The organism is Rhodopseudomonas palustris (genome assembly GCF_003226555.1).
In the GTDB taxonomy this organism is placed as follows: domain Bacteria; phylum Pseudomonadota; class Alphaproteobacteria; order Rhizobiales; family Xanthobacteraceae; genus Rhodopseudomonas; species Rhodopseudomonas palustris_I.
Genome location: NZ_QKQS01000032.1, coordinates 61,722 through 74,955, shown reverse-complemented (window position 1 = coordinate 74,955; position 13,234 = coordinate 61,722). Strand labels below are relative to the sequence as shown.

The 13,234-nt window shown below is 66.8% G+C and carries 15 protein-coding genes and 1 riboswitch; of the genes, 7 read left to right on the top strand and 8 right to left on the bottom strand.

What is annotated here, in order from left to right; translation table 11 throughout:
• Positions 1-434: 434 nt before the first annotated feature.
• The 4 genes from thiS to DNX69_RS23035 all read right to left on the bottom strand — a co-directional run bounded on the left by thiS (position 435) and on the right by DNX69_RS23035 (position 4,037).
• The gene (gene thiS / locus DNX69_RS23050) at positions 435-632 is read right to left on the bottom strand and encodes a sulfur carrier protein ThiS (protein ID WP_110788344.1); all 198 of its coding nucleotides are present in this window, start codon (positions 630-632) and stop codon (positions 435-437) included.
• Entirely contained in the window at positions 623-1,759 is a 1,137-nt protein-coding gene (locus DNX69_RS23045) for an FAD-dependent oxidoreductase (RefSeq protein WP_234827058.1), read from the bottom strand. Before DNX69_RS23045 ends, thiS begins: the two co-directional genes overlap by 10 nt.
• Positions 1,748-1,885, bottom strand: a riboswitch (TPP riboswitch). (Overlaps the previous gene by 12 nt.)
• 101 nt (positions 1,886-1,986) lie before the next feature.
• Positions 1,987-3,318, bottom strand: coding sequence for an ATP-binding protein (locus tag DNX69_RS23040; RefSeq protein WP_110788342.1), 1,332 nt, complete (start codon positions 3,316-3,318; stop codon positions 1,987-1,989).
• Positions 3,315-4,037, bottom strand: a complete 723-nt coding sequence (locus DNX69_RS23035) for a response regulator (RefSeq protein WP_110788356.1) — start codon at positions 4,035-4,037, stop codon at positions 3,315-3,317. Before DNX69_RS23035 ends, DNX69_RS23040 begins: the two co-directional genes overlap by 4 nt.
• Before the next feature lie 164 nt (positions 4,038-4,201).
• Here DNX69_RS23035 and DNX69_RS23030 point away from each other — a divergent pair, with 164 nt between their 5' ends.
• Together DNX69_RS23030 and DNX69_RS23025 are read left to right on the top strand one after the other, a co-directional pair.
• Entirely contained in the window at positions 4,202-4,741 is a 540-nt protein-coding gene (locus DNX69_RS23030; RefSeq protein ID WP_110788341.1) for a hypothetical protein, read from the top strand.
• A gap of 271 nt (positions 4,742-5,012) precedes the next feature.
• A complete protein-coding gene (locus DNX69_RS23025; RefSeq protein WP_110788340.1) occupies positions 5,013-5,567 on the top strand; it encodes a PRC-barrel domain-containing protein in 555 nt (184 codons plus the stop codon).
• A gap of 94 nt (positions 5,568-5,661) precedes the next feature.
• Here DNX69_RS23025 and DNX69_RS23020 read toward each other — a convergent pair whose 3' ends face one another.
• A complete protein-coding gene (locus tag DNX69_RS23020; RefSeq protein ID WP_110788339.1) occupies positions 5,662-7,224 on the bottom strand; it encodes a DUF4403 family protein in 1,563 nt (520 codons plus the stop codon).
• A gap of 230 nt (positions 7,225-7,454) precedes the next feature.
• On the bottom strand, positions 7,455-8,174 hold the full coding sequence (locus DNX69_RS23015; RefSeq protein ID WP_110788338.1) for a L,D-transpeptidase: 720 nt from the start codon (positions 8,172-8,174) through the stop codon (positions 7,455-7,457).
• Positions 8,175-8,446: 272 nt separating this feature from the next.
• Here DNX69_RS23015 and DNX69_RS23010 point away from each other — a divergent pair, with 272 nt between their 5' ends.
• A complete protein-coding gene (locus DNX69_RS23010) occupies positions 8,447-9,895 on the top strand; it encodes a tryptophanase (protein ID WP_110788337.1) in 1,449 nt (482 codons plus the stop codon).
• Positions 9,896-10,123: 228 nt separating this feature from the next.
• Complete coding sequence (locus DNX69_RS23005; RefSeq protein ID WP_110788336.1) at positions 10,124-10,324, top strand: DUF3606 domain-containing protein; 201 nt, start codon at positions 10,124-10,126, stop codon at positions 10,322-10,324.
• Between the two features lie 60 nt (positions 10,325-10,384).
• On the opposite strand, the gene DNX69_RS23000 is transcribed toward DNX69_RS23005, so the two are convergent.
• Both DNX69_RS23000 and DNX69_RS22995 read right to left on the bottom strand, forming a co-directional pair.
• Positions 10,385-11,236 (bottom strand): arsenite methyltransferase, encoded by an 852-nt coding sequence (locus tag DNX69_RS23000; RefSeq protein ID WP_110788335.1) that lies wholly within the window; start codon positions 11,234-11,236, stop codon positions 10,385-10,387.
• Between the two features lie 65 nt (positions 11,237-11,301).
• Positions 11,302-11,619 (bottom strand): ArsR/SmtB family transcription factor, encoded by a 318-nt coding sequence (locus DNX69_RS22995; RefSeq protein ID WP_110788334.1) that lies wholly within the window; start codon positions 11,617-11,619, stop codon positions 11,302-11,304.
• 117 nt (positions 11,620-11,736) lie between these two features.
• Between DNX69_RS22995 and DNX69_RS22990 the strand changes: the two genes are divergently transcribed.
• The 3 genes from DNX69_RS22990 to arsC are packed head-to-tail and all read left to right on the top strand — an operon-like array spanning position 11,737 to position 13,038.
• Positions 11,737-12,093 (top strand): ArsR/SmtB family transcription factor, encoded by a 357-nt coding sequence (locus DNX69_RS22990; RefSeq protein WP_110788333.1) that lies wholly within the window; start codon positions 11,737-11,739, stop codon positions 12,091-12,093.
• Positions 12,086-12,613 carry an arsenate reductase ArsC gene (locus DNX69_RS22985; RefSeq protein ID WP_110788332.1) on the top strand — a complete coding sequence of 176 codons (528 nt, stop codon included), beginning with the start codon at positions 12,086-12,088 and terminating at the stop codon, positions 12,611-12,613. Before DNX69_RS22990 ends, DNX69_RS22985 begins: the two co-directional genes overlap by 8 nt.
• Entirely contained in the window at positions 12,613-13,038 is a 426-nt protein-coding gene (gene arsC / locus DNX69_RS22980) for an arsenate reductase (glutaredoxin) (protein WP_110788331.1), read from the top strand. Before DNX69_RS22985 ends, arsC begins: the two co-directional genes overlap by 1 nt.
• The last annotated feature ends 196 nt before the right edge of the window (positions 13,039-13,234 follow it).

The window sequence follows — 13,234 nt, the reverse complement described above, 5'->3', positions numbered from 1 at the left end:
CCATGAAGCATCTCCAGTGCCGCGCCGCGCTCCCTCTCCCCGCGTGCGGGGAGAGGGCTGGGGTGAGGGGGCGGTTCGGCGAGTTCGAGCCTCTCGGCCGCGCGGAGGCGCCCCCTCACCCGAACGCTTCGCTGCGCTCAGCATTCGCCCTCTCCCCGCGCGCGGGGAGAGGTGAGTAGCAGCGCTGCGACTCGCCGACCCCCACCCCCGACCCCTCCCCGCAAGGGGGAGGGGGGCGGAGGCGCTGCGGCGCGTAGCGTGTATCACCGCCATCCTCATCCCCACCACAGTCGTCATCCCCGCCACGACCGTCATCCCCGCGAAGGCGGGGATCCAGTATGCCAGAGAGTTCGCGGCTGAACGCCGGCGCTCTGGGATACTGGGTCGCCCGGTCGAGCCGGGCGATGACGTCGATATCCGGGGCGAGGGCATCCTCATCCGCCCTGCCGCGGCGTCAGAATCTCGATTTCGTCGCCGGCGGAGACGGGGGTTTCGTCCCATTTGCCGCGGGGCACGACGTCGTAGTTCAGCGCGACGGCGAAGTGGCCGCCGGTGCAGTCGAGCTCGGTCATCAGCGCCGCGACGCTGGCGGACTGGATCTCGCGCTGTTCGCCGTTGATGGTCACAAGCATCGCATCACCTGATTGTCGATTTCGCCGCGCTCGACATAGGCCACCACCTTCTCGGCCAGCGACGGCGCCATCAGGAAGCCGTGGCGATACAGGCCGTTGGTGGCGACGCGGCGGTTGCCGATGGCGATCCGCGGCAGGTTGTCGGGGAAGGCGGGACGCAGCCCGGCGCCGAGTTCGACGATATGGGCTTCGCCGAACGCCGGATGCACCGCGTAAGCGGCGCTGAGCAGTTCCAGCGCCGAGCGCACCATCACAAGCTCGTCTTCGCTCTCGACCGTGGTGGCGCCCAGCATGAAGTGATTGTTTGCGCGCGGGATGACGTAGAGCGGCCAGCGCGGGTGCATCAGCCGCACCGGGCGCGACAGCTGCACCTCGGCGGTCTTGATCACCACCATCTCGCCCTTGACGCCGCGCAGCTCCGGCGCCTTGTCGCGGGCAGCCAGGCCGCGGCAGTCGATCACCAGGCCGTCCAGATCTTCCGGCGTCATTTCCGATTCGAAATGGATCGCGCCGCCGGCCTCGATCAGCCGCTCGTGCAGCCGCGCCAGCACCAGCCGCGGCTCGACATGGCCTTCGTCCGGAAAGAACAGACCCTCGCGGAACCGGCCGGCCAGCGCCGGCTCAAGCTCGGCGATGCCGTCGGCGTCGACGCGCTGATGCCCGGTGGTCATCCTGGCGAAGCGCTCGAAGTCGGCGCGGTCGCGCGGATGCGCCACCACCAGTGAGCCGTTGAACACCGCGTCCGGGAATTCCTTGCGCCACATCTCCAGCGAGCGCATGCCGATCTGGCTGACCATCGGCTCGGCGCCCTCGGCCTCGCAATACGGTGCCAGCATGCCGCCCGCCCAATGGCTGGTGGCCTGTGTCATCTCGGTGTCGCCGCGTTCGTATAGCGTCACCTGACGCCCGGCGCGCGCCAGCAGCAGCGCCTGCCAGGCCCCGGCGATGCCGGCACCGATCACCGACACCGGCGCATCCTGGCGCAGGTCCGGCTTCTCGCTGCGCAAAGCTGCGGCGGTCAATGCCGAAGCACCTGAAGCCGAAGCAACCGAAGCCGAAGCAACTGAAGCCAAAGCGGAAAGATTGGCGGATTCGGCCCCGCCACGGCCTTCGACTGTCTGATGCATCCCTGTCCCTTCGCCGGCATGACCCGGATCAGGTTCAAAGGGTCACCGCGGTCTCTGTGCTTCGCGAATCGAAGCTGTGAGCGTGCGGTATCTCAGCTCCTCATCGGAGCCCCCCTCGGAACGCGCTCAATGTAGGCCGATGCCCTGCCGTGTCAACGTGGCTTTGGTGCAGGGCTGTGCGGATCCGATCCCGCCGCGGCATGGAACGATGCGCCCTGCGGCGGCCGTCAGGTGGCGCGGCTCGGCGCCGCGCGCGGCAGCGTGAGTCTCGCGATCAGGCCGTGCGGCTTGCGATCGTGCAGGGTGAGGTCGCCGCGATGGCCGCGGGCGATGGCGCGTGCGATCGACAGGCCGAGGCCGAACGAGGAGCTGTCGTCGAGGTTGCGGGCGTTGTCGCCGCGGACGAACGGCTGCATCACGCTGTCCTTGTCGGCCTCGGCAATGCCGGGGCCGTCGTCCTCGACTTCGATGCTGATCGCATCCGGCGTCAGCGCCAGCCGGATCGTCACCTCGGTGCCGAACCGCACCGCGTTCTCGACCAAGTTCGTCACCGCGCGATGCAGGTCGCCGGGGCGCGCCATCGCCATCGCGTGCTCGGGGCCCTGATAGCCGACCTTGGCGCCGGTGTCGGCGAACTGATCGGCGATCAGCTGCATCGCGCTGGCGAGGTCGATCAGCGTCGGCGCATCGCGGGTGGCGCCGTCGCGCAGAAAGGTCAGCACCGCGGTCAGCATCGCGCCCATCTGGTCGAGATCGTGCAGCGTCTGGGTGCGCTGATGCTCGTCCTCGATGAACTCGGCGCGCAGCCGCATTCGGGTGATCGGGGTGCGCAGGTCGTGGCTGATTGCCGCCAGCATCCGGGTGCGATCCTCGATCAGCGTGGTGATGCGCTCGCGCATCCGGTTCAGCGCCCGCGCCAACGCGCGGATCTCGGCCGGGCCGCGCTCCGGCAGCGGCGCGTCCGAACTATCCAGGCTGAAAGTCTCGGCCGCGGTGGCGAACGCCGACAGCGGCGAGGCCAGCGTGCGGGCCGCCCACAGCCCGAGCAGGGCGAGACTCACCACGCCGATCAGCAGCGACGCCATCCATGGATTGCCCAGCACCGGCCGGTGCCGATCCGGCGGCAGCCGTGCGCCGAGCGCGCCGCCGCCGGGCAGGGTGATGACGATCCGGTCGCCGCCGGCGAGATCGACGCGATAGTCCGGACCGAGACGGCGGCGCAGGTAGTCGATCTGATGCGGCGGCCAGGCGCCATCCTGGGGGCGCGCCGCGGCCGTGGTGACTGCGAGGTCGAGTTGCGGGAAAGCCGCCGCGATCGTGGCGATCAGCTGCGGCCGCTCGGCCGCGGGCGTGCGGCCGATCAGATCGGCCAGCGCATAGAGCTGATGCGGCTCCGGCTGCGGCGGACGCGGCATGTCCGGCCGGTTGGCGAAGAACGCCACCGCGATGATCAGATGGCTGGCGATGATCGAGGCCAGCACCAGGATCGCAATCTGGCCGCGGATGCCGTCGGGCTTGAGGCTGAAGCCGAGCGCCGGCAGCCGCGCGCGCAGGCTCATGCGGCTTCGACCTCCGGCGTGAACACGTAGCCGCCGGCCCGCACCGTCTTGATCAGCGTCGCCTCGCGCGGATCGGGCTCGATCTTGCGGCGGATCCGGCTGATCAGCACGTCGATCGAGCGCTCGAAGGCGCCGACGTTGCGGCCGTGGGTGAGATCGAGCAGCGCCTCGCGCGACAGCACCCGGCCGGCGCGCTCGCAGAGCGCCTGCAACAGATCGAATTCGGCGCTGGTCATCGCCACCAGCGCGCCCTCGGGATTGCGCAATTCGCGGCGCCGGCAGTCCATCCGCCAGCCGAGAAAGCCGAGCGTGGTGGCGCCGGGCGCGGCGCTGGCGGTGACCGCGCTGGCCTGCCGGCGCAGCACCGAACGGATCCGCGCTAGCAGCTCGCGCGGATTGAACGGCTTCGGCAAGTAATCGTCGGCGCCCATTTCGAGGCCGAGGATGCGGTCGACGTCGTCGCCGCGCGCCGTCAGCATGATGATCGGCAATGCCGAATTGGCGCGAATCTTCCGGCACAGGCTCAGCCCGTCTTCGCCCGGCAGCATCACGTCGAGTACCACGAGGTCGACGCGATGGTCGGCTATCCAGCGCTCCATCTCGCGGCCGTCCGCGGCGGTGGCGACCGTGCAATTGTTGGCGCGAAGATATTTGGCGATCAGCGCGCGGGTCTCGCGGTCGTCTTCGACGACCAGGATCGATGGGGGTGCGGTGCTCATGGCGGGGTTTTGCGATGTTTTGCCGGAAGTGTAGCAGAGAATCTTGTTTCCGATTGTTTCCACCTGGCGCAGCGCAAAAACCTGCAACTCATTCAAGCGTTTGGCGAAGATCTTGTTAATCCATTAACCATAGCGTCCGGCCCGATCCAAACCCGGAGCGTGCCATGACCTCCATTCCCTCCGCTGCCGCAGGTGGCAGCTATCTGTCCCCGTTGCAGCTCCTGCAGAAGGAGCTCGCGTCGGAAGTCTCGTCCGGCGCCGTCAGTTCGACCGACTCCGACGCGCTGTCCTCGGCTTTGCAGGACATCGATTCGGCCCTGCAGAGCAGCCGCTCCGGCGGCAGCTCGGAGACCCGCCCGACCGATCTGAAGTTCAAGATCGACGATCTGATCGCCGGCGAAGTGTCGAGCGGCAAGCTGACCACCGATCAGGCCGCCGAGCTGCAGAATGTGTTCAAGAGCACCTTCGCCGGTGGTCCTCGTCCGGGTGGTGGTCCCGGCGGTCCGCCGCCGGATGATGCCACCGGCGCGGATGCGTCGCGCACCTCGACCGACACCTCGTCGACGGATGTCAGCGACATCCTGAAGCAGTTCCTGCAACTGCTGCAGGATCAGCAATCGTCCACCGCCAGTGGCTATAGCGCCAGCGGCTCCGCCGCCGATTCGGGCTCGTTCACTGCGCTGCTGATCAACTACCAGACCTGATACGACATCGATTTCCATCCGACTGTGTGACGCCGTCGGTTCGAGCGCATTCCCTTCCGCCGCGGCGCAAGGGGATGCGCTCTCCTTTTGCTCTCCTGGTGGCGTATTGTCGCGGATGCTGCCCCGACGCTCGGGAACTTGCTGGAACTCGCTGACCCTCGCGAACTAATCACTTGGTGCGGCGCGGTGCGCTAAAAATAGTTCAATCGCGGGAACGTCGCGTCGAGTCTGCGGTTCTGTAGGCACCATTCACAAGCAAGAGGGCATTTCCATGAAAGCCAATACGATGATCGCCGGCCTGCTGGGCACCACGCTGCTCGCCACTGCCGCCTACGCGCAGAATCCGGCGCCGGCCGACAGCTCCAGCACGATGTCGAAGTCGTCGAGCACCGCCGCTTCGCAGCAGCACATGGGTCAGTGGCGCGCGTCGAAGATGATGGGCCTCGACGTCTACAATCAGAGCAACGAGAAGCTCGGTGACATCAACGAAATCCTGCTCGACAACCAGGGCCGCATCCAGGCGGTGGTGATCGGCGTCGGCGGCTTCCTCGGCGTCGGCGAGCGCGACGTTGCCGTGGCGTTCGACAAGCTGCAGTTCGTCAACACCCCGGTGTCGTCGAACACCGCGATGAACAAGACCGCGCCCGCGGGCTCGGCCAGCTCGACCACCTCGCCGGCCGGCACCACCACCGGTGCCGCGACGACCACGACCACGACGACGACCACTGCGGCCAACAACGCCGACCGCTGGTATCCGGACCACGCCGTGTTCAACGCGACCAAGGACCAGCTGAAGTCGATGCCGGAGTTCAAGTACTCCAAGTAACGAGTCACGACGCGGGCGTAGCCTGTATCACGCGAACGCCGCCGGTTTTGCCGGCGGCGTTGGTGTGCGTTCAGACGATATCATGAAGACCAGATCAGCGCGGTTGCGGCTGCGGTAGTTCCGGCGGCTTGAGCCGGGTCACGTTGACTTCGAGGATGCCATTCGCCTCGGCGGTGATCCGCAGCATGTTGGAGTCGAACACCAGGTCTGACAGCCGCAGGCTGGAGATTTCCGAAGAAATCCGCAAGCCGTCCTCGTTGCGCTGATAGGAGGCGATCATGTTGCCGACCCGGCGCTGAACGTTGGCGGCTTCCGGCTTCAGATCGATCACCGCCTTTTCGGCGATCGCCTTTTCCAGATACGGGATGGCGGCGCGGGTGGTGTCGCCGAGCAGACCGAACGCGGATTCGGATTCCACCGCGAGCTGAATATCCGACAGCCGGAGCGTCTGGTTCTCCTGATCGAGTGTCGGCCGGCCCCAGATGTGCAGCGTCGCCTCGGTGCCGAAGCCGAAGAAGCTGCGGTTCTCCTTGGCGTCGACCAGCAGCGAGATCAGCAGCCTGTCGCCGCTGGCCGCCAGTTTGGCGCGCTTCACCGTGATCGCGGCGTGGCTGTCGCCCTCGGGGAAGGTCTTGCCGACGAACTGCGCTTCGAGGATGCGATCGAGCTCCTGGAACGGAATGTCGATCGGCACCGCGACTTTGACGCCGGCGTTGTCGGGCGCGATCATCTGCAGCGCCGGCGGGAATGGGCATTGCGGCTTGGTCGGTCCGGCGGTGATGCGGGTGTCGGCCACGATGCCGAGCGTCAGCGTCGCCGCCGCCGCATCAACCTGCGGCTGCGCCGCCAACGCCCGGGTCGGGCGGATCTCCAGAAAGAATCCGTTCGGCACCCCGGCGCCCTGCAACGGCACCGATCGGCACAGCCGATTCCATTCGCGCCGGGCGCTGCGCTCCAGCGCGCCGTCGTCGCGGATGCGGCGCTCCAGCGTGCCGAGCTGATCGGCGACCGCCTTGTCGATCACCGGCTTGATCTGCTGCGGTACGTCGATGCGGACGCCGCCGACCGAGACCCCGGAATCCGACAGCGCGACCTCGGCATCGAGATGCGGATCGACGTGCCAGTTCGGCAGCACCTGCGGCCGGGCGCTGATCACGATGTTGCCCTTGATCTCGCCGTTCGCATTGAACGACTTGATGTTGACGCCGATCTGCTTGGCGACCTTGCTGCCGAGCAGCCGGCCGAGCGTCTCGTCGACTTTGGACTGGGTGTTGGCGGACAGCGAGCCCTTGGCGTTCACCGTGCCGGTGAGCGGCGAGGTGATGGTGAGCTGATCCTTGGCGCCGCGCACCGTCACCGCGCCGCGGGTCGCGGTCCATCGGATGTCGGCGTTCTGCACATAGTGCGCCACAGGATTGTCGGCCTTGCCGGAGAAGCTGCGCGGCGCGACCGTGTCGACCAGATCGCGGATGGTCCCGAGCGGCACCGACACCGGCACCACCACGGTCGACTGCCGGATCGGCGGCAATGGCGGCAGCGCCTGCAGGTTCGGCGGCGAGATGGCGCGCGGCGTCAGCCAGTCGAACGCCTTCAGCGTGACAGTGAACGAAATTGCGACGATCGCGAAGGCGACCAATCCAAACTTGACGAAACGCATCGATACCCCGGGCGCGAACGGCCGGGACAATACAGGCCGGGACCAGGGTGCGCCAGCGCCGCTGGAACGCACTTTTGTGAGGCCGTAGAATGGCCTGAGAACCGCCGCGGTGTTGCCGGACACCGCGTCGCAGATCCGGCTTTGTGTTGCCGAAGATTACAACCGGACCGGCCCGTCGGGCTCGCAGCCGAGGCTCCGCCGCGCAGTGCCCACAAATTGTCGCGACGAACTCAGCCGCGGCGTCCGCTGCCGGCATCCGCGGCGCGGCGGTTGTCGGGCAGCACGATCACCTTGGCGCCGACGCTGACCCGGGCATACAGATCCTTGACGTCCTCATTGGTCAGCCGGATGCAGCCGGACGAGACGTGGGTGCCGATCGTCGACGGCGCGTTGGTGCCGTGGATCCGATACACCGTGCCGCCGAGATACATTGCGCGGGCACCGAGCGGATTGCCGGGGCCGCCGGCCATATGTCGCGGCAGATAGGGTTGGCGGGCGATCATTTCCGGCGGCGGGGTCCAATCTGGCCATTCCGCCTTCTTGGCGACCGACTTGATGCCCGACCAGGTGAAGCCGTCGCGGCCGACCCCGATACCGTAGCGGATCGCTCGGCCGCCGCCGAGCACGTAGTACAAATAGGTGTTCGGCGTATCGACGATGATGGTGCCAGGGGCTTCGCGGGTCTGGTAGGCGACGATCTGGCGCTTCAGCCGTGCCGGCAGTTCGGCGACGTTGCTGTCCTCGTCATCCTGCGGCGCGGCCTGGGGCTGCGGCGCAGCCTGTTCGACGGGCGCGTAGGCCAGCGGCTGCATCGCTATCGGCTGCGGCAGGAAGGGCAGGAACGGGAAGGGCAGTTGCTGCGCCGCATTGGCGGGCGCGGCGGCGGCAATGCTGCCGATCGCGACGATGGCGACTGCGGCGACACGGTTGGTACGCGGAAAACGGATCATGGTCGGTCCCCCTGTGGGTGCTCTGTTCGTTCGCCTCGACGCCTTTGCGGCGACTTGTTGGCGTTACCAGTACCCCAGCATCCGTTTCCGGACGTTTTCGCCGACCAGCGGATTTGGTTTCGTCGCAGTAGGGAATTGTTTCACCTGACGCCCGGGACGATACGTCCGGCGGCGCGCTGGGCCGTTTGATCAGGCGCAATTGAGAATGGCGGCCTGCCCGATAAGCCAGGGCCCCCGCGCGGTGCGGGAGAACGGTCGGGGGAGCTTGCGACATGGCGACAGTGAAGTTTTTCGGCAACGAGGCGGTGCCGCTCGAGATGCACAAGGTGCGGATCGTGCAGAAGCTCAGCCTGCCGCCGGTCGAGCGCCGCCTGGAGAAGATCACCGAAGCCGGCAACAACACCTTCCTTCTGAAGAACGACGACGTCTTCCTCGACATGCTGACGGATTCCGGCGTCAACGCGATGAGCGACCGCCAGCAGGCCGCGATGCTGACCGCCGACGACAGCTACGCCGGCAGCGCCACCTACACCCGGCTCGAAGACAAGCTGCGCGAGATCTTCGGCATGCACTACTTCCTGCCGACCCATCAGGGCCGCGCCTGCGAGCACATCCTCGCCAAGGTGTTCGTCTCCCCCGGCAAGGTGGTGCCGATGAACTATCACTTCACCACCACCAAGGCCCACATCACCCTGCAGGGCGGCACCGTCGAAGAGCTGGTCAGCGATGTCGGACTGGAAGTCGTCAGCGCCAACCCGTTCAAGGGCAACATGGACATCGCCAAGCTGCGCGCGGTGATCGAGAAGGTCGGCGCCGCCAATATCGGCTTCGTGCGGATGGAGAGCGGCACCAATTTGATCGGCGGCCAGCCGGTGTCGCTGCAGAACCTCGCCGACGTCAGCAACGTCTGCAAGGAGCACGGCATTCCGCTGGTGCTCGACGCCAGCCTGCTGGCCGACAATCTGTACTTCAACAAGACCCGCGAGGATCACTGCAAGAGCCTGTCGATCCGCGAGATCACCCGCCGCACCGCGGACCTGTGCGACATCATCTATTTCTCGGCGCGCAAGCTCGGCTGCGCCCGCGGCGGCGGCATCTGCATCCGCGACCGCGCGCTGTACGAGAAGATGCGGCCCTTGGTGCCGCTGTACGAAGGCTTCCTCACCTATGGCGGCATGTCGGTGCGCGAGATGGAAGCGCTCACCGTCGGCCTCGACGAGACCATGGACGAGGAGATGATCAACCAGGGGCCGCAGTTCATCGCCTATATGGTCGATCAGCTGGTCGAGCGCGGCGTGCCGGTGATCACCCCCGCCGGCGGCCTCGGCTGCCACATCGATGCCAAGCGCTTCGTCGATCACATTCCGCAGTCGCAATATCCGGCGGGTGCGCTGGCGAGCGCGCTCTACATCGCCTCCGGCATCCGCGGCATGGAGCGCGGCACGTTGTCGGAGCAGCGCGAGCCCGACGGCAGCGAGATCTACGCCAATATGGAACTGGTGCGCCTCGCAATGCCGCGGCGGGTGTTCACGCTGTCGCAGGTCAAATACGCGGTCGATCGGCTGGCCTGGCTTTACACCAACCGCAAGCTGATCGAAGGCTTGACCTTCGTCGAGGAGCCGGAAGTGCTGCGGTTCTTCTACGGCCTGCTCAAGCCGGTGTCGGACTGGCAGAACAAGCTGGTGGCGAAATTCCGCGAGGACTTTGGCGACAGCCTGTAAGCATCGCTGTTACTCGAGTCTTGCAGCACAAACGTCGTTATGCCCGCGCTTGTCGCGGGCATCCACGTCTTGGAGACGTGTCGGCGAGCAAGGCGTGGATGGCCGGGACGATGCCCGGCCATGACGAGGGCGGCAAACCCACGCTCGATTCAATTCGGTACGACGCCGCGTCTTCGGAACCAGCGATTCCTGAGTGCGTTGCTCACGGGGCAACATCAGGAGGCCAGCATGGCTGCGAAGAAAGCCACCAAGAAGACCACGACGCGCGGACGCAAGCAGGACCGCGTCCGCGTCGCCGCCGGCCAGGACTACGAAGTCCGCTACGAGGCCAAGAAGACCGGCCGCTCGGCGCCCGCAGTGAAGAAGGCGGTCAAGAAAGTCGGCAACGCGCGCAAGAAGGTGGAGAAGCGGCTGGCAAAGAAGGGGTGATGCGCCGGCCTGCGGGTCGAACCCGGCGCTCCTCGCAATGACCTGGCCGGGACGCTGCATTCAGGTGCAACATCCTGCGGACGAGTTTCCATCGGGCTTGGTGGCCCGGACGAATCCGCTGAAGAACTTGTCCTGCATCTTTGGGGCGAGGGCGTCGACGTCGATGCCCTTGCCGGCGAGGAATTCGCGGGCGTCCTCGATGTCGTACACGCGCGTCGGCTCGATCGAGATCTGCGCGAAGCCGGCGGCTTCCAGCCTGGCGACGTAGTCGGCCTCGTCGAGCGCGCCGGCGAGGCAGCCGACCCACAGCAGCACGTCGCGGCGCAGCGCTTCTGGAATCTCGCCGCGCGTCACCACGTCGGACACCGCGAACCGGCCGCCCGGCTTCAGCACCCGGAACGCCTCGCGCAGCACGCGGTCCTTGTCGCCCGACAGGTTGATGACGCAGTTTGAGATGATCACGTCGACCGAAGCGTCGGGCAGGGGGATCGCCTCGATCTCGCCCTTGAGGAATTCGACGTTGTCGAGCCCGGCCTTGCGCTGGTTGTCGCGCGCCAGCGCCAGCATCTCGTCGGTCATGTCGAGGCCGTAGGCCTTGCCGGTCGGGCCGACACGGCGCGCCGACAGCAGCACGTCGATGCCGCCGCCCGAGCCGAGATCGAGCACGGTCTCGCCCGGCGACAGTTGCGCCAGCGCGGTCGGGTTGCCGCAGCCGAGCGAGGCCAGCATCGCCTCGGCCGGCAGGCCCTGTTCCTGCGCGGCGTCGTAGAGATTGCTGGTGATCGGGCTGGCGCCGGGAAGCGCCGAAGACCCGCAGCACGACGCGCCGCCGCCGGTGGCGACCTTTAGCGCGGCGCCGGCGTATTTCTCGCGGACGATGTCCTTGACGTCATGGATAGCTGAGCCCGGCATGATGCGTTCCCTTCCTTGGCTAGTTCGAAGAAACTAGAATAATCGAATAAACAGACCTGACGATTTCAGGCCGCGGTCTTGGCGTCCGCGCGTTCGACCGCGTCGGCGCAGCATTCCGCGACCATGAAGTCCATCAGGCCGCGCATCACCTGGTAGTTGGCATGGCAGTACAGCGTGGTGGCCTCTCGGACCTGACGGATCAGGCCGGCGGCGACGAGCGTCTTGAGGTGGTGCGACAGCGTCGAGGGCGCGATCTTCAGCCGCTCCTGCAGCCGGCCGACCGGCGTGCCGGCCTCGCCGGCGCGCACCAGCGCCCGATAGATCTTCAGCCGAGTCGGATTGCCCAGCGCCTCGAATTTGGCAGCGGCGTCGTCGATCTTCATGATGCCGCAACGCTAACGCCATCTCGCCGGGCGCGTCAAACGGTATTTCTAGCATTATCGAAATAATCGCCGGTCGGCGCTTGACATCGGCTTATATATATCGATAATTCTGGATATATGGAAACGGAGCAGGCGATCCTGGCGCTCGGCGCCCTGGCCCAAGCGACCCGGCTGGAGGCGTTCCGGCTGCTGGCCGCGCACGAGCCGAGCGGCCTGCCGGCGGGGGCGATCGCCGACACGCTGGCGGTGCCGCAGAACACGATGTCGTCGCATCTGGGGATCCTGGCACTCGCCGGGCTGATCACCTCGCAGCGCCGTGGTCGCTCGATCGTGTACCGCGCCGACCTCGCGCGATTTCAGAAGGTCGCGCTGTTTCTGATCAAGGATTGCTGCGGTGGCCGCCCGGAATTGTGCGCGCCGCTGATCGCCGCCCTTCAACCCTGCTGTCTGCCCAAGGAATCCGCCAATGTCTGATCGCATCTTCAACGTGCTGTTTCTGTGCACCGGCAACACCGCCCGCTCGATCATGGCCGAGAGCATTCTGCGCAAGGACGGCGCCGGCCGATTCAACGCCTTCTCCGCCGGCAGCCAGCCGAAAGGCGTGGTCAATCCGTTCGCGCTGAAGGTGCTGGCGGACGGCAACTACCCGACCGAGGGGCTGCGCTCCAAGAGCTGGCAGGAGTTCGCCGCCGCCGACGCCCCGGTGATGGATTTCGTGTTCACCGTCTGCGACAACGCCGCCGGCGAGGCCTGTCCCGTGTGGCCCGGCCAGCCGATGACCGCGCATTGGGGGATCGACGATCCCGCCGCGGTCGGGGGCAGCGATCTCGACAAGGAGCGCGCCTTCGTTCAGGCGTTCCGCTTCCTGAAGAACAGGATCGACGCCTTCACCGCGCTGCCGATCAAGATGCTCGACGGCGTCGCGCTCGGCACCAAGCTGCAGGAGATCGGCCTGCTCGCCGGCGTCAGCTTCGGCCGGCCGAAGGTGGCGTGATGGACGTCGTCATCTATCACAATCCCGCCTGCGGCACCTCGCGCAACACCCTCGGCCTGATCCGCAACGCCGGGATCGAGCCGCACGTCATCGAATATCTGAAGTGCCCGCCGAGCCGGGAGCTGCTCAAGCAACTGATCACCCGCGCCGGGCTGACGCCGCGGCAGGCGCTGCGCCAGAAGGGCACGCCGTATGCCGAGCTGAAGCTCGACGATCCGACGCTGAGTGACGACGACCTGCTCGACGCGATGATCGCGCACCCGATCCTGATCCAGCGGCCATTGGTGGTGACGCCGAACGGCGTGCGGCTGTGCCGGCCGTCCGAAGAAGTGCTCGACCTGCTGCCGCCGCAGCAAGGCGAGTTCTTCAAGGAAGATGGCGAGCAAGTGATCGACGCCAGTGGGCGGCGGGTGGCAACGGTTTAGTACTTGTTGAGGTGAAGAGGAAGCAAGGCGCCTCCCTCTCCCCCGCCGTCATCGCCCGGCTTGTCCGGGCGACCCAGTATCCCAGAGCGCCGCTGAGTTCGCGCGGCGATGCGAGTCGTTGAAATCGGGCGCTCCGGGATACTGGATCCCCGCCTACGCGGGGATGACGTCGGTGCGGAGGATCGCGCCGCTGCTA

Excerpts from the sequence above, each read along its gene's own strand:
- thiS (WP_110788344.1), bottom strand. The coding sequence starts at position 632 with ATGCTTGTGACCATCAACGGCGAACAGCGCGAGATCCAGTCCGCCAGC.
- DNX69_RS23045 (WP_234827058.1), bottom strand. The coding sequence starts at position 1,759 with ATGCATCAGACAGTCGAAGGCCGTGGCGGGGCCGAATCCGCCAATCTT.
- DNX69_RS23040 (WP_110788342.1), bottom strand. The coding sequence starts at position 3,318 with ATGAGCCTGCGCGCGCGGCTGCCGGCGCTCGGCTTCAGCCTCAAGCCC.
- DNX69_RS23035 (WP_110788356.1), bottom strand. The coding sequence starts at position 4,037 with ATGAGCACCGCACCCCCATCGATCCTGGTCGTCGAAGACGACCGCGAG.
- DNX69_RS23030 (WP_110788341.1), top strand. The coding sequence starts at position 4,202 with ATGACCTCCATTCCCTCCGCTGCCGCAGGTGGCAGCTATCTGTCCCCG.
- DNX69_RS23025 (WP_110788340.1), top strand. The coding sequence starts at position 5,013 with ATGAAAGCCAATACGATGATCGCCGGCCTGCTGGGCACCACGCTGCTC.
- DNX69_RS23020 (WP_110788339.1), bottom strand. The coding sequence starts at position 7,224 with ATGCGTTTCGTCAAGTTTGGATTGGTCGCCTTCGCGATCGTCGCAATT.
- DNX69_RS23015 (WP_110788338.1), bottom strand. The coding sequence starts at position 8,174 with ATGATCCGTTTTCCGCGTACCAACCGTGTCGCCGCAGTCGCCATCGTC.
- DNX69_RS23010 (WP_110788337.1), top strand. The coding sequence starts at position 8,447 with ATGGCGACAGTGAAGTTTTTCGGCAACGAGGCGGTGCCGCTCGAGATG.
- DNX69_RS23005 (WP_110788336.1), top strand. The coding sequence starts at position 10,124 with ATGGCTGCGAAGAAAGCCACCAAGAAGACCACGACGCGCGGACGCAAG.
- DNX69_RS23000 (WP_110788335.1), bottom strand. The coding sequence starts at position 11,236 with ATGCCGGGCTCAGCTATCCATGACGTCAAGGACATCGTCCGCGAGAAA.
- DNX69_RS22995 (WP_110788334.1), bottom strand. The coding sequence starts at position 11,619 with ATGAAGATCGACGACGCCGCTGCCAAATTCGAGGCGCTGGGCAATCCG.
- DNX69_RS22990 (WP_110788333.1), top strand. The coding sequence starts at position 11,737 with ATGGAAACGGAGCAGGCGATCCTGGCGCTCGGCGCCCTGGCCCAAGCG.
- DNX69_RS22985 (WP_110788332.1), top strand. The coding sequence starts at position 12,086 with ATGTCTGATCGCATCTTCAACGTGCTGTTTCTGTGCACCGGCAACACC.
- arsC (WP_110788331.1), top strand. The coding sequence starts at position 12,613 with ATGGACGTCGTCATCTATCACAATCCCGCCTGCGGCACCTCGCGCAAC.